Raw genomic sequence first — 24,356 nt, 5'->3', positions numbered from 1 at the left:
AGCAAGGGATTTACCGCTTTTGGCGGCATTTACGCCCTGAAGGGCGTTGCGTTCGATGGGCAAAGCTTTGCCCACCCGGCCGGGCCATGTCACGAGCCCGGCACCGACACCAAGGTGCCTGGCACCTTCGGGACACGTCGGCACACGCTTCTACGACCGCATGTCATCCGGCCAACCGGCGATGCCTTCCAGCCGCGGCCAACGCCCTCTTCAAATAAGGCTGGTGAATGAACAACAATCATTCGTCGCGATCAAAAGCAGTCACGAGGAGGTCCGTCATGCTGCAGATTCTGGGACTGTCACAGCGATCGGAGACGGTGTACCGGGCCATGCTGCGTCACCCCGACCATGGTGTGGCCGCTCTTGCCTCGGACACCGGACTGACCGAGAGCACGGTGCGCGAGGCCCTGAACGAGCTGGCGTCCTTGGAACTGCTCAAGCCGTCCGACCAGGAGGCGGGTGCCCTGCGGCCGGTCAGTCCCACGGTCGGCCTGACCGCTCTCCTCGCCGACGCCGAGGCCCAGGCCGTCGCGCAGCAGGCGCGGGTCGACTCCACGCGCGTCGCGATCGCCTCGATCGCCGCCGAACAGGACCGCCCGTACGACGACGACCGCGCCCTGCGGTTGGAGGGGCTCGACGCGGTGCGGGCCCGCCTCGAAGAGCTCCAGCAGGCCACCACGTTCGAATGCCTGTCCCTCAACCCTGGCGGCGCCCACCGCCCCGACGCGCGGCAGGCCGCCGCCCCGCTGAACGAGGCGGCGCTCGAGCGCGGTGTCACCATCCGGGCGGTGTGCCGCGAGAGCTTCCGCAACGACGCCGACACCCTCGCGTACGCGCGGTGGCTGACCGGGTACGGCGGCCAGATGCGCACCGTTCCCCTGGTGCCGATCCAGATGATCGTCGTCGACCGGAAAACCGCCATCGTGCCGATGGATCCCACCAATCCCAGAGCCGGCGCCCTGGAAATCCATACGCCCGGCACGGTGAGCGCCCTGTGCGCACTGTTCGAGCAGGTCTGGGAGCACGGAACGCCCTTCGGCGAACAGCCCCCCACCGACCCCAACGGCTGCACTCCCACCGAGCGGGTCCTCCTCCACATCATCGCCGCCGGCGACACCGACGAGACCGCCGCCCGCCAACTCGGCGTCTCCCTGCGCACCGTCCGCCGCATGATGTCCAGCCTGATGGAACGCCTCGACGCCACCAGCCGCTTCCAAGCCGGCCTGAACGCCGCGAAGCGCGGCTGGCTGTGACCGCGAACCTCTCAGGAAGTCGAGAGCCTGTCATGGCCCCGGAGCCTGGCCGGACATGTCGCGGATGCCCTTGCTGCGCGTGGCCGTCACCGCGGCGACGGCCACCAGGGCGGGAAAGACCAGCATGGCCGGTGTCGGGCTGAAGCGGGCGAGGAGGGCACCGGCCAGGGCGGGGGCGAGTGCGGCGGCAGACCCCGCGGCGAGCAGTACCCCGCTGACCACGCGGCCTTGCAGGTGGTCCGGTGTGACGGCGGCCTGGTGGGCGAAGAGCGCCGCGTTCGCCGTGGGCCCGAGGAAGACAGCGGCGGCCAGCGGTACGGCGGCCGGCACACTGCCCGCGAGGAGCGTGCTCACCGCCATCAGCGCGGCGGTCGTCCAGCACAGCAGCCTCATCAGGACGGGCAGCCGCAACCGCCGTTGCAGCGCGGGCGCCACGAGGGCGCCGAGGAAGCCGCCCAGCGCGAAGATCGTGGAGGCGAGGCCCACCAGGGCCGGTGAGACGCCCGCGTCGAGCAGCGCGAGTGTCATCGCGAAGATCATGCCGGTGAAGGCCATGTTCAGCGGGGCGGCGATCAGCAGCAGTGCGCGCAGGAAGGGATGGCCGAGGAGGAAGCGCAGGCCTTGCGCCGCGGAGACGGTGACAGGCTGGGCCGCCTCCCGCCGGGCCTCCCGTTCGGTCTCCTGAAGAGGCCGCCGGATACAGGCGACGGCCACCAGGGAGAGCAGGTGGCTCAGCGCGTTGCCGAGGAAGGGCAGGGCGCGGCCGAGCCCGAAGAGCAGGCCGCCCAGCGGCGGACCGCTCAGTGAGACGGCGTACGCGCGCGCCTCGTTGCGGGCGACGGCCGCGGTGAGCTGGTCGGGGCGGACCAGGCTGCGTATCGAGGCGTGCTCGGCCGTGCTGAAGACGGCCGTGGCGGCGGCCGTGGCGATCACCACCGCGACGATCACGGGCAGGCTCGCGGTGTCCGTGGCCACTGCCCAGCCGAGCAGCGCGTACCCCGCGAGCCGCAGTACGTCGCAGGTGATCATCAGGCGGCGCCGGTCGAGGCGGTCGGCGAGGACGCCGGCCGGCAGCCGGCACACGAGGGTGGCGACGAGTCCGGCGGTGCCGACGAGCCCGGCCTGGGCAGGGGATCCGGTCTGTTGGAGCACCAGCAGCGGCAGCGCCAGTTCCACCATGGCGCCGCCGAGGTCGGACAGACACTGCCCGGACCACAGCAGGTTGAAGTCGCGGTTGCGCCACAGCCCCGGCGACCGGTCGCCGTCCGCCGTCGCGGCGGTTCCCCCGCCGACGGACGGCCGGCTCATACCGGTCCCCTGGCGGGCCCGGCCCCGGCAGACCCGGCCTCGGCCGTCCCAGCTGTCCCGGCTGTTCCGGCTGCTCCGGCTGTTCCGGCTGCTCCGGCTGCTCCGGCTGCTCCGGCGCCACCGTCCGCGTCGGACGTGCCTGAGCCGGACGTACCTGCGCCTGCCGCCCCGCCTCGTACCGGCTCCGTGCCGTCCGGCTCCCCGGCACTCCGCTCGTTTCCGAACTCCCGGCGTCCGGTGTCGGATGCCACCTCATTCGGATCCGGACACGGAATGACCATCATCTTCGTGACGGAGCCGTCGTCGCCGACGACGTCCCGGACGTGGCGGAACCCCAGGCGGCGGCACAGGGCGAGGCTGGCGGTGTTCTCGGCGCCGACCATGCCGTAGGCCTCGCTGAGTCCGAGGTTGTCGGCGGCGTGCCGGAGCAGGCCGCGCACGGCCTCGCCGCCCAGCCCCTGTCCCCAGTACGCGGGGGCAAGCGCGGTGACGAGTTCATGGCCGTCGACGTTGCCGGTGGGCTTCACCTCCGCGTGCCCGACGTAGGCGCCCGCCAGCCACAGGCCCCACACGTCGAACCGGTGCGTGGGGTAGACGTCGGTAAGGATGGCGCGGAACACCTCGCGCAGCTGTGGTTCGGGCACGAGGTCCTGGCCCATCCAGCGGCACACCTCCGCGTCCCGCAGCAGCGCGACGAAGTGGTCCTCGTGTTCGGGTCGGTACGGGAGGAAGTCCAGGCGTTCGGTGCGCAGGACGGGGGTCATGGCGGGCTCCTCGGGAGTGGTGCCGTGCGGTGGTGGGCCGAGGGCGGTGGGGCGCCGGAACGGCGACGCGTGGGGGGCGCCGGGCCGCCGCGGGTGCGGTCGGCCCGGCGTGCGTTCGCGGGTGCGGGTGCGGGTGTGGGTGGCCGGTCAGGCCCCGGCGTTCTCCATGCGCTCGCGCAGGCTCTTGGGCCGCATGTCGGTCCAGACCTCGTCGACGTAGGCGGAGCACTCGGCCTCGGTGCCCTCCTTCCCGACGGGCTGCCAGCCCGCGGGCACCTCGATGTCGGCGGGCCAGAGCGAGTACTGCTCCTCGTCGTTGCGCAGCACCTGGTAGCGGGTGTTCTCGTCCATGTCGCCTTCTTTCGTCGTCCGTCGTTCGTCGTTCGTCGTTCGGTTCGGTTGGGTTCGTTTCGGTTGGTCGATGAGTCGTCGAGGGTGGGCGGTCGGGGCGCGGGGTGCGCGAGGGCTGTGCCGGGCGGTCCGCCTGGACGGTGCCTCGCGGGGGCGGAGTGTCGTCACCTGCCTCCCCGGGCGTGCCGGGCGAGGTGGCGCAGGGCCTCGGCGAAGTCCTCGGCTGCCCGGCGCACGGTCGCCGTGTCGTGGAGGCCCGGCCGGTGGTGCCACGTGAAGGCGAGTCGGCCGTGCTGCACCGCGCCCACGACTTCCACCGGGTGCGAGCCGGGGTCCCGGGGGTCGTGGTCCTGTCCGAAGGAGCCGTGTTCGGCGCGGACCAGGCCGCCGTTCGCCGTCTCGGGGCGCGCGTCCCACTGGCCGAGGTAGTTGAACACCACCTGGCTGTGGGCCCGGTCGCCGAGGCGTTCGCGGACCTCGGGCGAGCCGAAGGTGCGCAGGGCGCCGTATCCGATGCCGTTGCCGGGCACGGCGCGCAGCTGGCGGCGGACCGCCTTGACCAGGGATCGCCAGTCGCGGTCCGGGCCGAGGTCGCCGGGTCCGGGCACCTGGATGGCGACCGGGTAGACGGTGGTGAACCAGCCGACGGTGCGCGAGAGGTCTACGTCGTCGAGCAGGTCCTCCCGGCCGTGGCCCTCCAGGTCCAGGCGGACCCGGTCGTGGCCGGTCCAACGGGCCAGTGCCAGGGCGAGCGCGGCGAGCAGTACGTCGTTGACGCGGGTGCGGTAGGCGGTGGGCGCGGAGCGCAGCAGGGCCGTGGTGTCGTCCTCGTCGAGTTCCACGCTCACCGTGGCGGCCGGCTCGTCGCCGGTGGCGGTGGCCGGGTCCGCGGGGGCGGTGGCGGGGGCCGGTTCGGCGCCCGTCGTCTGCTCCCAGTGCGGCAGTTCGTGGTCGAGGCCGCCCTCGGCGACGTGTTCGGCGAGGCGCCGGGACCAGGTGCGGAAGCTGGTGCCGCGCTCGCCCAGCGCGACCGGGTCTCCCTGGAGGGCCTGTCGGTAGGCGCTCTCCAGATCGTCGCGCAGGATGCGCCAGGAGACGGCGTCCACGACCAGGTGGTGCGCGACGAGGAGGAGGTACGCGGGCCGGCCCGGGTCCCCGGTGAACAGAGCTGCCCGCAGGTGCGGGCCGCGGGCCAGGTCGAAGCCGGCGTGGAGTTCGTCGGCGGCCTTCGCCATCGCCGCGTCGGCCTCCTCGGCGGACAGACCCGTCAGGTCGTGACGTACGAGGATGTCGTCGCCTGCGGCGGGTGGTGGGTTGAATTGCCGCCAGCCGTGCTCGTCCTGGGTGAAACGCATGCGCAGGGCGTCGTGGTGCTCAAGGAGGGCGTCGAGCGCGGCGCGCAGCGCCCCCGGGTCGGGGCGGCCGTCGAGTTCCAGCAGTGCCGACTGGTTGAAGTGGTGGTGGGCCGCGCGGGGTGTGGTGAGGAACCACTCCTGGATCGGGGTGAGCGGTACCTCGCCGGTCACGGGGCCGCCGGCGGAGCGCCGGGGCGTGGTGCGGACCACGGTGGCGAGTTCGGCGACGGTCTGGTGCGTGAACAGGTCCCGGGTCGCCACGTGCAGTCCGTCGCGGCGCAGCCGGGAGACGACCTGCATGCTCAGGATGGAGTCGCCGCCGAGCGCGAAGAAGTTGTCGTCGGCGCCGACCTCCTCGATGCCGAGCACATCGGCCCAGATCCGGGCGATACGGCGTTCGGTGTCGGTACGCGGCGCGGTTCGCGGACCGTGGGCGGCCTGGGCGGGCCCGGGCGCGGGCAGCGCCCGCCGGTCGGTCTTGCCGTTCGGGGTGAGCGGCAGCCGGTCGAGCGGCACGAAGACTGAGGGCACCATGTGCGGTGGCAGCGACCCGGCCAGGTGCAGCCGCAGTTCGGCGATGGGCAGGGCGGGGGTGGGCGGAGCGGTGCGTGAGGCGCCCGTTCCGGGCAGGTCGGCGCCCGGGGAACCCATCCCGGGCAAGTCGGCGCCCGGGGTACCCGTTGTGGACAAGTCGGCGCCCGAGGCCGCGTTTTCGGGCGGGTCGGTGCGCGAGGTGCCGGTTCCGGTCTGATCGGGGTGGGCGGTGACGGGCGGTTCAGCGCCCGACGGCCCGGTGGCGGCCGGGTCGGTGCCCGAGGAGCCCGTGTGGGACGGGTCGGCGCCGGACGGATCGGCGCTCGACAAGCCGGCGCCTGACGGATCGGTGCCCGACGAACCGGCGCCTGACGGTTCCGTGCCCGAGAAGCCGGTGCCCGACGAACCGGTGCCCGACGAACCGGAGCCCGACGGGCCGGTGCCCGACGGGCTGGCGCCGGACGGGTCGGTGCCGGACGGGTCGACGCCCGACGGATCGGTGCCCGAGAAGCCGACGCCAGACGAACCGGCGCCCGACGAACCGGCGCCCGACGGATCGGCGCCCGACGGTTCCGTGCCCGAGGAGCCGGCCCCCGACGGATCAGGGTGAGCCGGTGTCGTAGCGGACGGCGGTGTCGGGACGACGTAGGCGACGAGCCGGGCCGGCGCGCCGGCCCCCTCCCCCGCGCGGACGACCACGGCCGCGTCCCGCACCAGCGGGCTGCGCCGCAGCGCGCTCTCGATCTCCCCGGGCTCGATGCGGAAGCCGCGCAGTTTGACCTGGTCGTCGGCGCGGCCGGCGAACCGCAGCCGCCCGTCCGCGGTCCAGCGGACCAGGTCCCCGGTGCGGTACATCCGCTCCCCCGGCGCGCCGAACGGGTCGGGCAGGAACCGCTGGGCGGTGAGCTGCGGCCGCCCCAGGTAGCCGCGGGCGAGGCCGGGCCCCGCGATGTACAACTCGCCGGTCACGCCGGGCGGTACGGGGCGCAGGGCGGCGTCGAGCACGTACACGCGCGTGGCGCCGGACGGGCGTCCGATGGTCGGGGTACCGGTGCCCGCGACCAGCGGGCCGGTCCAGGTGGCGACCACGGTGGCCTCAGTCGGGCCGTAGGAGTTGACCATGCGGCGGCCGGGAGCCCAGGTGTCGACCAGGTCGGCCGGGCAGGCCTCGGCGCCGACGATGAGGGTCCGCAGGTGGGGCAGGGCGGCGGCGCTCTCCGGCGGCAGCGTGGCCAGTGCCGCCGGCGGGATCAGCGTATGGCTGACACGCCGTTCGGCCAGCACTTCCGCGAGCCGCTCCCCGACCAGTGGCCCTTCCTCGCCCGTCACCAGCGCGGCCCCGCTGAGCAGGGAAACACACAGTTCGAGTACGGACGCGTCGAAGCTCGGGGAGGCGAACTGGAGCACCCGGTCGCCGGGTCCCGCCGCGTACTGCTCGGCGGCCGCAGCGGCGAAGGAGGCGAGGCCCCGGTGGGTGACCACGACGCCCTTGGGCGTGCCGGTGGAGCCTGAGGTGTAGATGACGTAGGCGGGATGGGCAGGGGTGAGGGCGATGGTGCGGTCGGCGTCCGTGAGTGCCGTGTCCGGCCCCTCGGTGGACCACACCTCGGCCGGATCGTCGAGGACCAGGTGGGCGCCCGCGTCTCGGATCATGAACTCCCTTCGCTGCGGCGGGTAATCGGGATCCACGGGCAGGAAGGCCCCACCGGCCTTGGTGACAGCGAGCTGCGTGACCACGGCCGCCGCCGAGCGCGGCAGCGCGAGGGCCACCACACGCTCGGGTCCGACCCCGTCCCGGACGAGCCGGTGGGCCAGCCGGTTGGCGGCCCGGTCCACGTCGGCGTACGTCAGCTCCCGGTCGCCGTCGATCAGCGCCACGGCATCCGGGGTACGTGCCGCCTGCCGTTCGAACAGGGCGGGCAGGGTGGCTTCCGGCACGGGGCGGAAGGTGCCCCGGCCCTGCGCCAGCAGGTCCCCTCGCTTGTCGTCGGAGGCGAGTGGCAGCGCGCCGAGCGGACGGCAGGGGTCCTCGGCGACGGCGTGCAGCAGGGTACCGAGCTGGCCCGCCATCCGGTCGGCCGTGGCCGCGTCGAACAGGTCGGTGTTGTAGGTGAGCAGGGCGTGCAGCTCGCCGGAGTCGGTCTCGGCGAACTCCAGTGTGAGGTCGAACGCGGTCTGCTCCGACTCCGGTTCGACGTCGGTGACGTCCAGGCCGGGCAGGTCGAGGGCGACGGCCGGAGTGTTCTGGAGGACGACCATGACCTGGAAGAGCGGGCTGCGGCTGGTGTCGCGGACGGGCTGCACCTCGTCCACGACCCGTTCGAACGGCACGTCCTGATGGGCGAAGGCGTCCATGACGGTCTGCCGTACGTCGCCGAGGAACGCGGTGAACGGCCGGTCGGTCTCGACCCGGGAGCGCAGCACCAGGGTGTTGACGAAGAAGCCGACGAGGGCCTGCGTCTCGGGCCGGTCGCGGCCGGCGTTGACGGTGCCGACGGCTATGTCCTCGCTGCCGGAGAGCCGGGCGAGGTAGCTCTGGGCGGCGGCCACGAGCGTGGTGAACAGGGTGGTGCCGTGGTCGCGGGCGATCCGGGTGAGCCGCCGGGCGGTGGAGGCGGGCACGACCAGCCGGGTGTTCGCGCCGGCGCTGGTGCGGACGGCAGGCCGGGGCCGGTCGGTGGGCAGCTCCAGCGGTGCGGTGTCGGCCAGTTGCTCCTTCCAGTAGGCGAGGTGCCCGTCGGCCTCGGTGTCGCCGGTGGTGCGCTGCCAGTGGGCGTAGTCGGCGTACTGAACCGGCAGAGGCATCAATTCACCTACCTCTACGCCGAGTTCGGTGCGGTAGAAGTGCGCGAGGTCGCCGAGCAGGACGGAGGTGGACCAGCCGTCGGTGACGATGTGGTGCAGGGTGAGGGTGAGTACGTGGTCGTCCTCGGCGAGCCGGAGCAGGCAGGCGCGCAGCAGCGGACCTTCGCGCAGGTCGAAGGGGCGGAGGCGTTCCTCGGCGAGCAGTCGGCGCACGGCGGGTTCCTGCTCCCCCGCGTCGAGCCGGGACATGTCGTGCACGGGCAAGGGCACGCCCTGGGGCGGGTGGACACGTTGAATCCCATGCCCGTCGATGCTGTCGAAAGTGGTGCGCAACGACTCGTGCCGGGCCACCACCGCGCCGAGGGCGGCGCGCAGCGCGTCTGCGGCCAGGGTGCCGCGCAGCCGAAGAGCGAGTGTGGTGACGTACTCGGCGCTGTCGGGCTCGAACTCGTGCAGGAACCAGAGGCGTTGCTGGGCGTGCGACATGGGTGCGACCGCGTCGCGGGCGACCGGGACGAGCCCCGGGCGGCCGGAGCCCCGACGGTCTTCGCCGAGCAGGCGGGCCAGGGCGGCCGGTGTCGGGTGGGTGAAGACCGCGCGCGGTGTGAGGTCGGTGCCGAAGGCCTCGGCGAGGCGGGAGGCGAGCCTGATGCTGAGGATCGAGTCGCCGCCGAGCTGGAAGAAGTCGTCCTCCACACCGGGCGGTTCGCTGCCGAGCACCTCGCCGAAGACGTCCGCTGTGCGACGCTCGGCCTCGGTGCGGGGCTCGACCCGCTCGCGGCACGGCGCGGCGTCGGCGTCCGGCGCGGGCAGGGCGGCCCGGTCGACCTTGCCGTTGCGGCTGAGCGGCAGCGCGGTGAGCGGGACGACGGTGGTGGGCACGAGGTAGTCGGGCAGGGTACGGGCGGCGTACGCCCGCAGCGCCTCGCCGTCCTCACCGGCCGGTCCGACGACGTAGGCGACGAGCCGCTTGGCGCCGGGGCGGTCCTCGCGGGCCAGGACGGCCACGTCGACGACGTCCGGGTGGGCGGCGAGCACGGCCTCGACCTCGCCGGGCTCCACCCGGAAGCCCCGGATCTTCACCTGGTCGTCGGCGCGGCCGAGGAACTCGACGGTGCCGTCCGGGCGCCGCCGGGCCAGATCGCCGGTGCGGTACATGCGGGCGCCGGGCGGACCGAGCGGATCGGCGAGGAAGCGGCCTGCGGTGTCGCCGGGTCGGCCCAGGTATCCCCGGGCGACCCCCTCCCCGGCCAGGTACAGCTCACCTGGGCAGCCCGGCGGTACGGGCCGCAGCCGGGAGTCGAGGACCAGCGCCCGCATGTCGTCCAGCGGCCGGCCGATGGGGATGGTGCCGGGCACCGCCGCCGGGTCGGTGAGGGCGAAGGAGGTCGCGAAGGTGGTGGTCTCGGTGGGGCCATAGCCGTCCACGACAGTGAGGCCGGGGCAGGCGTCGAGCACCCGGCGTACGGCCTGCGCCGGTACGACGTCACCGCCGGTCCACAGCTGCGCGAGGCCACGGAAGCAGTCGGGCGCGTCCTGCGCGAGCAGCCGGAACAGACCGGCGGTCAGCCACAGCGCGGTCAGTCCGCCGTCGGCGGCGATCCGGCGCAGCGAGGCCGCGTCGACGGTGCCGCCCGGCGCCACGACCACGCAGCCGCCGTTGAGGAGCGGCGCCCACACCTCGAAGGTGGCGGCGTCGAACGCCACCGGCGAGTGCAGCAGCACACGGTCGCACACCCCGCCGGTGAACCGACTGTCGGTTGCCAGCGCCGCCACGTCCCGGTGCCGCACCGCGACCGCCTTGGGCAGCCCGGTCGACCCGGAGGTGAACATCACGTAGGCGAGTTGGTCGGGGTCAATGGTCGGCACGGGCCGACCGTCTCGCTGCGGGGTCCCGGGCCGGGCCGCCGCTACCTCCACGGCGGTGAGCCGGCGGGTCGCGCCCGCCTGGGCGAGCAAGGTGCGGCGGCGTTCCTCGGGGGCGCGGGTGTCGACGGGGACATAGGCCCCGCCGGCCATGAGGACGGCGAGCTGGGCGACGACCAGTTCGGCGGAGCGGTCGAGGAGCAGCGCCACCCGCTCCTCGGGGGCCAACCCGTCGGCCCGCAGCCTGGCGGCCAGCGAGTGTGCCCAGTCATTGAGTTGACGATAGGTCAGTTGCCGGTCGCCGTCGTGGATCGCGGGTGCGTCTGGCGTGCGTCGGGCCTGCTCGGTGAACAGGTCGACGGGGCTGCGCGGCGCGGTCCGGCGGGCGGTGATGTTCCAGGTGGCCAGCAGCTCGCGGTCCGCCGGGGCGAGCACGTCCAGGTCGGTCAGGTCGGTGTCGAACCCGTCGGCGAGGGCGGTGAGCAGTCCGGCCAGTCGGGCAGCTGCCCGCTCGGCGGTGGCGGGGTCGAACAGGTCGGGGTCGTAGGCCAGGTCGAAGCCGAGCCGTTCGGCCAGGTGGGCGCGGAGGCACCAGGGGAACGTGGTGGCGTCGTCGGCGCGCACCTCCTCGACCTGGACACCGGTGCGAGCCGTCGCCGACTCGTCCACGGGGTAGTTCTCGAACACCACCATGCTGTCGAACAGCGCCTCGCCGGAAGGGACTTCACTCACGGCCTGGATGCGAGGCAGGGCGAGGAAGTCGAAGCGGCGGGCGTCGCTCTGCCGTTCCTGGAGGTCGCGCAGCCACGGCAGCACCGGCCCGCCGGGTATGCGGACCCGGGTCGGCACCGTGTTGATGAACATGCCGATCATGCCTTCGACACCGGGCAGTTCGGCCGGGCGGCCGGAGACGGTGGTGCCGAAGACCACGTCGTCGCGTCCGCCGGAGCGGGCGAGCAGCAGCGCCCAAGCGCCCTCCACCACCGTGTTCACGGTGAGTCCGGCGCGGGCGGCGGTCTCCCGCAGTCGCCGTGAGAGACCGTCGTCCAGCTCGTGGTGGACGGCCGCCGCGGAGCGGGCCCGGTGGGCCTCGGTGGGCGTACGGTCGTACGGCAGCGGGGTCCTGGCGGTGAACCCATCCAGGGCGTCGGCCCAGTGCCGCTCCGCCGCCGCCTCGTCCTGCTCCCCCAGCCAGTGCAGGAAGTCCGCGAAGGGCCGCCGCAGCGGGGGCGCCTGGTCCGGTCCGCCGGTGAGTGCGGCGTAACGTTCGCACACTTCAGTGAGCAGCTGCCCGGTGCTCCAGCCGTCGAGGACGATGTGGTGGGTGGACCACACGAGCAGCACCTCGTCGCCGGGCAGGGCGGCCAGGGCGAGCCGGGTGAGCGGCGCCGTGCCGAGGTCCATTCCGGCGGCGCGGTCCTCGGCGAGCAGCTGATCGGTGGCCGAGGCGCGCTCGGCGGGTGTGAGCGCGCGCCAGTCGAGGTGGCGGACGGGCAGTTCCGCGTGGCGGTGGACGACCTGGACCGGGTGCGGCAGGCCGTGCCAGTGGACGCTGGTCCGCAGCACCGGGGTGCGATCGGCGACCTGCTGCCAGGCGGCGGCGAAGGCCTGCGGGTCGGCGACGCCGGACAGGCGTACGGCCGTGCGGTCGAAGTAGGCGTGCTCGGTGTCCACGAGGCCGTGGAAGAGCATGCCGGACTGGAGCGGCGTGAGCGGCAGGACGTCCTCGACGTGTTGGCCGTTGCCCAGGAGCCGGTCGAGCTGTTCCTGGGCGAGGTCGGCGAGGGGGAAGTCGGAGGGGGTGCGGCCGCCCGCCTCGGGGCGGGCACAGTGCGCGACGATCTCCCGCAGGGCCGTGAGCATGTCCTCGGCGAGTCGCTCGACGGTGGCGTGGTCGTAGACGGCGGCCGGGTAGGTCCAGCCGAGTTCGAGCTGCCCCTCCTGGACCACGCCGGTGATGTCCAGGAGGTAGGGCCGTGGTTCGTCCGGGTCGGTGTCGCGGCCCGCCGGGGGCAGGGCGCCACGGAACAGGCCGTCGGCGGTGTCCGTGTCCCACTGGCCGTGGTAGTTGAAGCCGATTTGCGGGGCTGGGGCCGTGGCGAGCGGGCTGCCGGGCACGAGGTGGCGCAGGGCACCGTGGCTCAGGCCGTGCAGCGGCACCGCGCGCAGCTGTTCCTTCACAGAGCGGAGAGTGTCGTGCCAGCCGCCGTCCGGGGCGACGCGCAGGGCGAGCGGGAACTCGGCGGTGAACCAGCCGACGGTCCGCGACAGATCCACGTCCGCGAACAGTTCCTCGCGCCCGTGGCCCTCGACGCCCAGCAGGACGGTGTCGCGTCCGCACCAGCGGGCCAGGGTGCGGCCGAGGGCGCTGAGCAGGACGTCGTTGACCTGGGTGCGGTAGGTCGGGGGGACCTCGCGCAGCAGGGCGTCGGTGGTCCGCGCGTCGAGGGTGACGGTGAGGGTGGTGGCGGTGCCGTGGGTGTTAGGGCCGGGTCGGCCTGCGGGCAGTTCGGCTGGTGCCGTGCCGGTGCGAGTCCAGTACGGCAGGTCGGCGTCGAGTCCGCCGGAGCGGGTGTGCCGGTCCAGTCGGGTCGCCCAGTGGCCGTACGACGTGCCGGTGGGAGGCAGTTCCACGGGCAGGCCGTCCGCCGCCGCCCGCTGGGCGGTCTCCAGGTCCGCGATCAGGATGCGCCAGGACACGCCGTCGATGACCAAGTGATGCGCGGTGACGACCAGTTGCCCGGGCTGTCCGGGGCCGCGGTCGAAGAACAGGACGCTGACGACCCGTCCGGTGGTGGGGTCGAGAGCGGCCTGCGCCTCGTCCGTCAGCCGCTGGACCTCGGCCTCCAACGACGCGTCGTCCAGACCGACCGCGTCGTGCCGGGTGAAGACGCCGTCCGGCGCCTCGGGCAGCACATCCTGGCGCCAGCCGTCGGCCGTGCGGCGGAATCGCGTGCGCAGGGCGGCGTGGTGGCGTACGAGGGCGTCGGTGGCGGCCCGGAGCGTCGGTCCTGTGGTGTCAGGGGCGAGTTCGAGGCGCTGGGTCATGGTGAAGCGGAGCCGCCGTTCCCCCGGGTCGCGGCCGTCCAGGTACCAGCGCTGGATCGGGGTGAGCGGCGCCTCGGCAGGCTCCTCGACAGCATCCTGCTGCGGGGCCGCCTCCCGTACGCACAGAGCGAGTTCGGCGACCGTCTGGTGGCGGAAGACGTCCTTGGTGGCGAGGGCGAGTCCTGCCTGCCGGGCGCGGGAGACGATCTGGATGCTCAGGATGGAGTCGCCGCCGAGCGTGAAGAAGTTGTCGCGGGCGCCGACGCGTTCGACGCCGAGCACCTCCGCCCAGATCGCGGCCAGGCGTTCCTCCGTGCCGGCCCGGGGAGCGACGTAGGGCGTGCCGCTGTCGGGCTGTGCGGGCGGGGCGGGCAGGGCGCGCCGGTCCGTCTTGCCGCTGGTGGTGCGCGGTATGCGGGCCAGCGGGACGAACGCGGCGGGCACCATGTGGTCGGGCAGGGTGCGGCGCAGTGCGAGGCGCAGGTCGTCCGGGGACGGCACGCGGTCAGCGGTGGCGGGCACGACGTAGCCGACGAGCATGAGGCGGCCGGCGTTCTCGCGGGCGGCCACCGCCGCGTCGGCGACGTCCGGGTGGTCCAGGAGGGCGGCCTCCACCTCACCTGGTTCGATGCGGAACCCTCGGATCTTGACCTGCTCATCCGCCCGGCCCAGGAATTCCAGAAGGCCGTCGCGGTCCCAGCGGGCGCGGTCGCCGGTGCGGTACATCCGCTCGCCGGGCGCCCCGAACGGGTCGGCGAGGAAGCGGGCCGCGGTGAGGCCGGGCCGGTTCAGATAGCCGCGGGCGACCTGCGCCCCGGCCAGGTACAGCTCGCCGGGCGTGCCGGGCGGCACCGGGCGCAGGGCGCCGTCGAGGACGTACGCGCGCAGGTTGCCGCCGGGGCGGCCGATGAGCGGACGATGCGGCTGGTCGGAGCAGCGGCCGTAGACGGCGTCGACGGTGGTCTCGGTGGGCCCGTACATGTTGTACACCGCCACGCCCAGGTTCTGTTCGGCGCGCACGAGGTCGCGCCAGTCGGCCGTGGTGACGGCCTCGCCGCCGACGAGCAGCAGGCGCGGGTGGTGCCGGTCGGCGGCGAGCAGCCCGGCGGCGATGAGTTCGCGCAGGTAGGACGGGGTGACGTTGACCAGGTCGAGGCGGTGTTCGGCGACCTGGGCGCAGAACGCCCGCGGGTCCAGGCGTACGTCCTCGTCGATCAGGTGGACCTCGTGGCCGAGGGCGAGGAGCAGCGGTCCTTCCCAGGAGGTGTCGAAGGAGAAGGAGGCGCTGAGCGCGGCCCGCAGCCGCTGCCCGTCGGCGGTGTGCGGGGCGAGCAGGCCCGCGCGGTGGTCGTGGCAGAGGTTGACCAGGTTGCGGTGTTCGACGCTGACGCCCTTGGGGCGGCCGGTGGAGCCCGAGGTGTAGATGACGTACGCGGTGTTCTCGGGCAGCAGGGGCCGGACGCGGTCGCCGTCGGTCGGGTCGTGGGCGGACAGCCGGTCCCAGGGCACCGCGTCGAGGCCGGTCAGCAGGGTGTGCGGGCGGGCGTCGGCGAGGAGGAACTCCTGGCGTTCGACGGGGAGTTCGGAGTCGAGGCAGAGCAGGGTGGCGCCCGCCTTGAGGACGGCGAGCACCGCCACCATCAGGTCGCTGGTGCGCGGCAGCCGGACCGCGACCACATCTTCGGGCCCCGCGCCTTGAGCGATGAGGTGGTGGGCGAGCCGGTTGGCGCGCTGGTTCAGCGCGGCGAAGTCCAGCGTGGCGTCGCGGGCGACCAGGGCGGTGTGCTCCGGTGTGCGGGCGGCCTGGGCCTCGAACAGGGCGGGGAAGGTGGTGTCCGGCTCGGGCAGGCGGATGCCCTCACCCTGGCGCAGCACGCGGTGCCGCTCGTCGTCGGTCATCAGCGGCAGCCGGTCCGCGCTCTGCCCGGGATCCGCGGCGACGGCCTCAAGCAGAACGCGCAGCCGGGTGGCGAGGCGTTCGGCGGTGTCGGTGTCGAAAAGGCCGGTGTTGTACTCCAGGTGGGCGGTGAGTCCGTCGTCGCCCTCCACGAAGTCGAAGGCGAGGTCGTACGTGGCGACGCGCACCGGCGGGGTCACCGGCTCCGCCGTCAGGCCGGGCAGCCGGAGCGGCTCGGCGCCGAGGTTGTGCAGGGCGACCATGACCTGGAACAGCGGGGTGCGGCTGGTGTCGCGTTCGGGCTGGAGGGCGTCCACCACGCGCTCGAAGGGCACCTCCTGGTGGGCGAACGCCTCCAGGGCGGTGTCGCGCACCTCGGCGAGCAGTTCCCGGAAGGGCACACCGGGGCGGATCCGGGCGCGCAGCACCAGCGTATTGACGAACATGCCGACCAGGTCGTGCAGTTCGGCCCGCTCGCGGCCGGCGGTGACGGTGCCAACGGTGACGTCCTCTTGGCCCGCCCACCGGGCGAGCAGGGTCTGGCAAGCCGCCACCAGGGTCATGTAGAGGGTGGCGTCGGCCTCCCGTGCCCGCTCGCGCAGCCGCTCGGTGAGCGCGGCGGGCAGGGTGAAGGTCAGCAGGGCGCCGTCGCGGGTGCGGACGGCGGGGCGCGGCCGGTCGGTGGGCAGCTCCAGCGGGGTTACGCCGTCCAAGGCCCGGCGCCAGTACGCGAGTTCGGTGTCGGAGCGGTCGGCGCGGGAACGCTGCCAGGCCGCGTAATCGGCGTAGCGGACGGGGAGCTCGGGCAGCTGCGGGCGGCGGTCCTCCAGGGCGGCCGCGTACAGCTCGCCCAGGTCCCGGGCCAGTACGCCGACGGACCAGCCGTCGGTGACGATGTGGTGCACGGCCAGGACGAGGACGTGCTCCTCGGGGGCGAAGCGCGCCAGATGGGCCCGCAGCAGGGGGCCGGTGGCCAGGTCGAAGGGGGTGGTGGCGACCCGCTCCACGAGGGTGTCCAGGGCGGCGTCGTCCGGGAGGTCAAGGACCGGCAGGTCCACGGGCCGGGGCGGGTGGACGATCTGCCGGGCCTGACCGTCGTGCTCGGCGAACGTCGTCCGCAGCGCCTCGTGCCGGGCGACCAGGCCGTCCAAGGCGGTGCGCAGGATTGCACAGTCCAGCGGACCGCGCAGCCGCAGCACGGACAGAGTCGTGAACTCCGTGCTGCCCGGCTCGAACCGGTCGAGGAACCACAGGCGCTGCTGGGCGTACGACAGGGGCGCCGGGACGTCCGGGTCGGCGGCCGGGATGACGTCGGCGGTGTCCGCGCCGCCCGGCTCGCCGAGGGCGGCGGCGAGATCGCGGAGCGTGGAGTGGGTGAACAGCATGCGGGGCGAGACGTCCGTGCCGAAGGCGGCGCGCAGCCGGGATGTGACACGGACGGCGAGGATGGAATCGCCGCCGAGGGCGAAGAAGTCGTCGTCGGCGCCGACCTCGTCGGTGTCGAGTACGTCGGTCCAGGCGGCGGCGACGAGCCGCTCGGCACGGGTGCTCGGCGGGGTCCGCGTGCCGTCGGCGGCGAAGCCGTCGGGGCCGGGTGCGGGCAGGGCACGGCGGTCGAGCTTGCCGTTGGCGGTGAGCGGCAGGGCGGCCAGCGGCACGTAGGCGGCAGGCACCATGTGCGCGGGCAACAGTCCTTCGAGGTACGCGCGGAGTTCGGCGGCGGGCGGCGGCGTGGCGCACTCCCGGCGCTCCCCAGTGCCGGAACCGACGACGTGGGCGACAAGCCGCCGCGTCCCCGCGGAGTCCTCGTACACGCCTACGGCGGCCGCGCCGACGCCGGGGTGGCCATGCAAGGCGGCCTCGATCTCGCCCGGTTCAATGCGGTAACCGCGGATCTTGACCTGCTGGTCGGCGCGGCCCAGGTACTCCAGGGTGCCGTCGGCGCGCCAGCGGGCCCGGTCCCCGGTGCGGTACATGCGGGTGCCCGGCCGACCGAAGGGGTCGGCGAGGAAGCGGGTAGCGGTCAGCCCTGGCCGGTTCAGGTAACCGCGCGCCAGCCCCTCACCGGCCACGAACAGCTCGCCCACGGCGCCCGGCGGCACCGGCTGGAGCGTGTCGTCGAGGACGTAGAGCCGCAGGTCGGGTATGCCGGTGCCGATGGGGCTGGCGGCGGCGGTGTGGGCGTTCGAGCTGTCGAGGTCCGCGTACGTGACGTGCACGGTGGTCTCGGTGATGCCGTACATGTTCACCAGACGGGGCGCGGTGTCCGGGTGGCGTGCGTACCAGTCGGCGAGCCTGCCCACGTCCAGCGCCTCACCGCCGAAGATGACGGTGCGCAGCGCCAACCGGTCGCCCGCGCTGGGCAGTTCGGCGTCCGCGCGGATCAGCGGGTAGAACGCGGACGGCGTCTGGTTGAGGACGGTGACCTGTTCGTCGGCGAGCAGGCGCAGGAAGTCCTCCGGGGAGCGGGCGGTGTCCTCGGGGACGATCACGAGCCGGCCGCCGTGCAGCAGCGGACCCCACAGCTCCCACACCGAGAAGTCGAAGGCGTACGAGTGGAACAGCGTCCACACGTCGTCGGCTCCGAAGCCGAACCAGTGCCGGGTGCGGGTGAACAGCCGGACCACGTTGGCGTGCGGGACGACGACACCCTTGGGACGGCCGGTGGAGCCGGAGGTGTAGATGGCGTAGGCGGGGCTCTCGGGCAGTGCGCGCGGGGCCGGTCCTGCGGCCGGGCGGCGGGCCAGGTCGGCGGACACCTCCGGGTCGTCGAGGAGCAGGCGGGGCACGTCCGGGACGATCGGCGCGGTCTGCTGCGTGGTGACCAGAGCGACCGGTCCGGCGTCGGCGAGCAGGTGCCGAACGCGTTCCTCGGGCAGCCGGGGATCGATGGGCAGGTAGGCGGCGCCGGTCTTGAGGACGGCGAGGACGGCCACGACGAGGTCGGTGGAGCGGGGCAGCGCGAGGGCGACGAACGTCTCGGGCCCGGCGCCGAGTTCGACGACCTTGTGGGCGAGACGGCCCGCCCGCGCGTCCAGGGTGGCGTAGTCGAGCCGTTCGTCGCCGCAGGTGAGCGCCTCGGCGTCGGGGGTGCGGGCGGCCTGGGCGGCGAACAGCGCGTCCAGGGTGTCGGCGGGCCTGCCCTCCTCGGTGCCGTTCCAGTCGGTGAGCATCCGCCGCCGTTCCTCGGCGGTGGTCCAGGCCAGGGAACGCACGGGCCGGTCCGGGTCGTCGGCCAGCTCCGTGAGCAGCAGGCAGAGCCGGTCGGCGAGGGCGCGTACGGTCGTGGCGTCGAACAGCTGAGGGTCGTAGGCGAGGTCGAAGCCGAACCGCTCGCCCTGGTAGGCCCGCAGCACCAGCGGGAAGTTGGTGGCGTCGCGGGAGGAGACGTCGGCCAGGCGTATCCCGGTGGTGGCCGAACGAGCCTCGTCGAAGGGGTAGTTCTCGAAGGCCACCATGCTGTCGAAGAGCGGGCTGCCGGCCGGTACGTCGCTCAGCGAGGTCAGCTCGGCGAGGGACACCGCCGCGAACCGGCGCGCCTGCGCCTGCTCCTCCTGGAGTTCCCGGAGCCAGGCGGCGGCCGTGCGGTCGCCGTCCACGCGGACCCGGGTGGGCAGCGTGTTGATGAACATGCCCACCATCGACTCGGCGCCGGGCAGGTCGTCGGGCCGTCCGGAGACGGTGGTGCCGAACAGCACGTCCCGTTCGGCGCTGTAGCGCGACAGGAGCAGCGCCCAGGCGCCCTGCACCACGGTGCCGAGGGTGAGTCCGGCGGTCCGGGCGGTGTGGGCAAGGCGGGCGGAAATGTCGTCGGACAAGGCGCCCGTGTGCACGTCGGCGGACCGGGTCTCGTGCCCGGGGCGCCGGACTCGGTCGACGGGCAGCGGGGTCGGGGTCGCGAACCCGTCGAGGACGGTCCGCCAGTGCGCGTGGGCGGCCTCGGTGTCCCGGTCGGCCAGCCAGCGCACGTAGTCGCCGAACGGCCTCCGCGCCGACGGCCGGGGCTCGGCGCCGGTGGTGAGTGCCCCGTACTCCTCGGATACGTCGGTGAGCACCTGGGCGAGGCTCCAGCCGTCCAGGATCAGGTGGTGGGAGGTCCACAGCAGGTGCAGCCGGGCATCGGGGAGGCGGACGAGGGTGAGCCGCATCAGGGGTGCCGTGCCGAGGTCGAGGCCGCGCGCGAGGTCGTCGGCGCGCAGCCGGTCGAGGCGCTCGGTCCGCTCCCCCGCGTCCACGTCACGCCAGTCCAACTGGGCGACGGGTACCTCGACGCGCCGGTGCACGACCTGGAGCGGCACCGGGACGCCCTCCCACACCACCGAGGTGCGCAGGGCGGGGGTGCGGTCGGTCACCCGCTGCCAAGCCAGGGCGAGGGCGTCCGGGTCGCTGACGCCCTCGAGGAGCAGGGCGGCCTGGTCGACGTACACATCGTCGTCTCCGCCGACCAGCCGGTGGAAGAGCATGCCTTCCTGGAGCGGAGTGAGCGGCAGCAGATCCTCGACGTCACGGCCGTCGCCGACGAGCCGGTCCACACCGGCCTGGTCCAGGCGGGCCAGCGGGAAGTCGGAGGGCGTACGTCCGCCCGTGCCGGGACGGGCGCAGTGCTCGGCGATGGCGGCGAGCGCCCGCACCATGCCGTCGGCCAAGTTCCGGACTGTGCCCTCCTGATGGACCTGGTCGCTGTAGTGCCAGGTGATCTCCAGTTGGCCGTCGGTGACCAGGGCGGACACGTCGAGGAGGTGGTCCAGCGGCGCGTCGGGGCCCATGTCCCGGCCGGGCACGTCGGCGACGGGCGCGAAGTCGCCTCCGGCAGCCGCCTCCCACTGCCCGTGGTAGGTGAAGCACACGTCGGGCAGCGGCAGTTGACCGAGCGCGCGGGCCTCGGGCGCGGGTGAGCCCAGGTGGCCGAGCGCCTGGTAGCCCAGGCCGCGGCGGGGCACGGCGCGCAGCCGTTCCTTGACGGACTTGAGAGTGGTCCCCCAGTCGTCCGGTCCGGCAGGAGTGAGGGTGACCGGGTACTGGGTGGTGAACCAGCCGACCGTACGGGACAGATCGGCGCCCTCGTCCAGTTCCTCTTCCCGGCCGTGGCCCTCCAGCGCGACGGTCACGTGCTCGGCGCCTGTCCAGTCGGCCAGTACGCGGCTCAGTGCGCTCAGCAGCACGTCGTTGACCTGCGTGCGGTACGCGCCCGGCACCCGCCGCAGCAGTGCCTCGGTGGTGTCCCGGTCCACGCGCGTACTGACGGTGTGCACGGACCCGGCGAGCGGGGTGCCCGGCAGATCGACGGGGAGCGGGGTGCGCGGCGCCTGCGCCTCCTGCGTCCAGTGGGGCAGGTCGGCGTCGAGGTCGCCGGCCCGGACCCGTTCGGTCAGGGTCCGCGCCCAGTCGGCGAACGGGGTGTGCTCGGGCTCGGGCGCGGGTTCCTCACCCGCAGCGGCCTGTCGGTACGCGTGCTCCAAATCGGCGAGGAGGACGCGCCAGGAGACGCTGTCGACCGCCAAGTGGTGGGCGGTGAGGAAGAGTTGCGGCCGTTCGCCACCGGGCAGCAGGGCCGCGCGCAGCAGGGCGCCGGTCGCCGGGTCCAGGGCGGCGCGGGCCGCTTCGGCGGCTTCGGCGGGCGGGGTCGTGGGGTCGTGGCGGGTGAGCAGTCCGGTCGCGGGGCCGGTGCCGGGGTGTTGCTGCCAGGCCCCGTCGGTGTGGGTGAAGCGGGTGTGCAGGGCCGGGTGGCGGGCCACCACGGCGTGCAGCGCCCGGTCCAGGGCGCGTTCGTCGAGGTCGTACGGAAGGTCGAGCAGCATCGACATGGTGAAGTGCCGCAGCGGCCCGTGCGTGGCGAAGAACCACTCCTGTACGGGGGTGAGCGGGGCGGGCCCGTCCTCGTGCGGGCGCCGGGGCGCGGGCACGGCGGCGGTACGGCGGGACGCGGCGGCGGCCAGGTCGGCGACCGTCTGGTGGCGGAAGACGTCCTGCGAGCCGATGTGCAGGCCCGCCGCGCGGGCGCGGGAGACGGCCTGGATGCTCAGGATCGAGTCGCCGCCCAGCTCGAAGAAGTTGTCGGTGACGCCGACCCGGGCGACCCCGAGCACTTCGGCCCAGATTCGGGCCAGGGTCTCCTCGCCAGGTGTGCGCGGGGCGACGAACTCCCGCTCCTCCGCGGTGTTTTCCGGTGTCGGCAGAGCGCGGCGGTCCAGCTTGCCGCTGGTGGTCAGCGGCAACGCGTCCAGTGAGGTGAAGGAGGACGGCACAAGGGCGTCGGGCAGCACCTCGCGCAGAGCCGCCCGCAGGTCGGCGGGGGCAGGCCGGGGCGCGTCGGGCACGGGGACGACGTAGGCGGCGAGACGGGTGTGGCCGTGCGGGTCCGGCAGGGCGACGACCGCGGCGGCGACGACGGCGGGCAGCGCGAGCAGGGCGGCCTCGATCTCGCCGGGCTCGATGCGGTGGCCGCGCACCTTGACCTGGTCGTCGGCGCGTCCGAGGTAGTCCAGGCGGCCGTCGGCGGTCCAGCGGGCCAGGTCGCCGGTGCGGTACATCCGCTCCCCCGGCCCGCCGAACGGGTCGGGCAGGAAGCGGGCCGCGGTCAGCCCCGGCCGGCCGGCGTAGCCGCGGGCGAGCTGGCCGCCCGCGAGGTACAGCTCGCCGCCGACACCGGGCGGCACCGGCCGGAGCCGGTCGTCAAGGACGTACGCCCGTACTCCGGGCAGGGGGCGGCCCACCAGCGGGCGGTCCCCGCCGTCGATACGGCAAGACAGCGCGTCGACCGTGCACTCGGTGGGGCCGTAGAAGTTGTGGGCGGTCACGTCCGGGTGGGCGGCCAGTTCACGCCAGAGCGCGGGGCCGACCGCCTCGCCGCCGAGCATGAGGACGCGGGGGTGGTGCCGGGGGTCGGTGAGCAGCCCGGCGGGCAGCAGTTGCCGCAGGTAGGACGGGGTGACGTCGAGGAAGTCGACGCGGTGCTCGACGACGTACTCGACCAGCGCGGCCGGGTCCATCCGGGTCGTCTCGTCGACCAGGTGCAATGGGTGGCCGTCGGCCATAAGCAGCACGCCTTCGAGGGAGGTGTCGAAGGAGAACGACGCGGTGAGCGCCACCCGCAGCGGGCCGCCGCCCGCCTCGGCGACGAAGCCGGCCCGGTGGGCTGCGAGCAGGTGCGCCGCCGCGCGGTGGGTGACGGCGACGCCCTTGGGGCGGCCGGTGGAGCCGGAGGTGTAGATGACGTACGCGGTGTGGTCCGCCAGCAGCGGGACGCGCCGCTCGGCGTCGGTGGGGTCGGTTTCGGGGGCCTCGGCGGGCACGGCACGCAGGGCCGGTTCGTCGAGGACCAGGGCCGGGCGGGCGTCGTCCAGCAGGAACCGGACCCGCTCCTCGGGCAGAGCCGGACCCAGAGGGAGATAACCCGCGCCTGACTTCCAGACGGCGAGGATCGCGACGATCATGTCGGCGGTGCGCGGCAGCCGCAGGGCGACCAGTTGTTCGGGGCCTGCGCCGTGGGCGATGAGGTGGTGGGCGAGCCGGTTGGCGCGGGCGTTGAGTGTGGCGTAGTCCAGGCGTTCGCCGCCCGCGACGAGCGCGAGGGCGTCGGGGGTACGGGCCGCCCGGCGTTCGAACAGCTCGGGGTAAGTGGTGTCCGTGACGGGGAGCGGGGCCGGGTTCCAGTCGTGGACGACGCGCCGGGTCTCCTCCTCGGAGAGCAGCGGGAGGCTGCCGAGGGCGCGATCCGGCGCGGCGCAGGCGCCTTCGAGCAGGCGTATCAGCTGTCCGGTCATCCGCTCGGCGGTGGCCGCGTCGAACAGGTCGGTGCGGTACTCGAGGAGACCGGTCAGGCCGTCCCCTTCCGGTACGAACTCGATGCTCAGGTCGAAGGTGGCCGCGTGCCGGGGCACGGTGACCGGGGTGGTGGTGAGCCCTCGCGGGGCGGTCGCGGCGGGCGGTTCGGGGTGCAGCAGGACCAGTACGTCGAACAGAGGGTTGCGGCCCGCCTCACGGTGCGCGCCCACCGCTTCCACGATCCGCTCGAACGGGGTGTCGCCGTGGGCGAAGGCGTCGCCCACCGTCTCGGCCGCCCGGGCGATCAGCTCGCGGAAGGACCCGGACGCGTCGACCGTGGTGCGCAGCACGACGGTGTTCACGAAGAACCCGACGGTGCGTTCCAGGTCGGTGCGGGAGCGGCCGGGCGTGAGGGAGCCTACGGTGATGTCGTCCTGGCCGGACCAGCGGGCGAGCAGCGCCTGGGCGGCGGCGACGAGGGCGGTGTGCAGGGTGGTGTGCTGCTCTCTCGCGAGGTCGCGCAGGCGCGCGGTCAGCGGGGCAGGGACGGCAAAGGTACTCACGGCGCCCTCGCCCGCCTCCTCGCCGCGCCGCGGCCGGTCGAGAGGCAGCTCGGGCGCCACCGCTCCCGCCAACTTCTCTCGCCAGTGGGCGAGTTCGCTTTCGAGGCGAGCGCCCGAGAGCCGGGCACGCTGCCACACCGCGAAGTCCGGGTACTGCGTGGCCACCGGCGGCAGGGCGGGCGCGCCGCCCTGCGCGAGGGCGTCGTAGGCGGTGCACAGCTCGTCCAGGACGACGCCCATCGACCAGCCGTCCGTGACGATGTGATGCGCCGTCAGCAGCAGGACGTGGGAGGTCGCGGACTCGCGCAGCAGCAGGGCGCGCAGCAGCGGTCCGTTGCGCAGGTCGAAGGGCCGGGAGTACTCCGACAGGAGGTCCTTGTCCAGGTCACCGACGTCCCGGACCGGCAGCGGCACAGGACCCGCCGGGTGGACGCGCTGCACCGGGCGGCCGTCGGTCTCCTCGAAGGTGGTGCGCAGCGCCTCGTGCCGGGCCACGACGGCGGTCAGGGCCTTGCCGAGCGCCTCCTGGTCAGGCGCGCCGGTGAGGCGGAGCGCGACCGCGCTGTTGTAGCGGGCGTCGCCGGGCCGCAGCCGGTCCAGGAACCACAGCCGCTGCTGGGCGAAGGACAGCGGCAGGGGGCGCTCCCGGTCGGCGCGCGGGATGCCTTGCCGGGCGGCGGGGGCGGCACCACCGGCCGCCCGGCCGGCGAGCCGCCGTCGCAGCGCTTCCCGCATCTCCTCGGGCAGGGCCTCGGCGCGGGCCCGCCGGGACGGCCGTGCGGAGTCGGCGGGGCCCGAGGCCGAGTTCGAAGCGGGGTTCGAAGGGGTCGAAGACGTCATGGTCGTCG

The 24,356-nt window shown here is 74.0% G+C and carries 5 protein-coding genes; 1 reads left to right on the top strand and 4 read right to left on the bottom strand.

Annotation, left to right across the window (positions count from 1 at the left end):
- Positions 1-278: 278 nt before the first annotated feature.
- Positions 279-1,253, top strand: coding sequence for a LuxR C-terminal-related transcriptional regulator (locus tag ACH4D5_RS19625; protein ID WP_398303907.1), 975 nt, complete (start codon positions 279-281; stop codon positions 1,251-1,253).
- 30 nt (positions 1,254-1,283) lie between these two features.
- On the opposite strand, the gene ACH4D5_RS19620 is transcribed toward ACH4D5_RS19625, so the two are convergent.
- The 4 genes from ACH4D5_RS19620 to ACH4D5_RS19605 all read right to left on the bottom strand — a co-directional run bounded on the left by ACH4D5_RS19620 (position 1,284) and on the right by ACH4D5_RS19605 (position 24,348).
- Positions 1,284-2,561: an MFS transporter gene (locus tag ACH4D5_RS19620; protein WP_398303906.1), complete on the bottom strand. Its 1,278-nt coding sequence runs from the start codon at positions 2,559-2,561 to the stop codon at positions 1,284-1,286.
- Positions 2,558-3,325 carry a GNAT family N-acetyltransferase gene (locus tag ACH4D5_RS19615; RefSeq protein WP_398303904.1) on the bottom strand — a complete coding sequence of 256 codons (768 nt, stop codon included), beginning with the start codon at positions 3,323-3,325 and terminating at the stop codon, positions 2,558-2,560. The genes ACH4D5_RS19620 and ACH4D5_RS19615 overlap by 4 nt, the downstream gene beginning before the upstream one ends.
- A 147-nt stretch (positions 3,326-3,472) precedes the next feature.
- On the bottom strand, positions 3,473-3,676 hold the full coding sequence (locus ACH4D5_RS19610) for an MbtH family NRPS accessory protein (protein WP_067045059.1): 204 nt from the start codon (positions 3,674-3,676) through the stop codon (positions 3,473-3,475).
- 164 nt (positions 3,677-3,840) lie between these two features.
- Positions 3,841-24,348 carry a non-ribosomal peptide synthase/polyketide synthase gene (locus ACH4D5_RS19605; RefSeq protein ID WP_398303901.1) on the bottom strand — a complete coding sequence of 6,836 codons (20,508 nt, stop codon included), beginning with the start codon at positions 24,346-24,348 and terminating at the stop codon, positions 3,841-3,843.
- Between the last annotated feature and the right edge of the window lie 8 nt (positions 24,349-24,356).

This window comes from Streptomyces sp. NPDC018029 (assembly GCF_044327655.1).
Classification (GTDB): domain Bacteria; phylum Actinomycetota; class Actinomycetes; order Streptomycetales; family Streptomycetaceae; genus Streptomyces.
The sequence above is the reverse complement of the archived record's forward strand: the minus strand, read 5'-3'. Positions and strand labels throughout refer to the sequence as shown.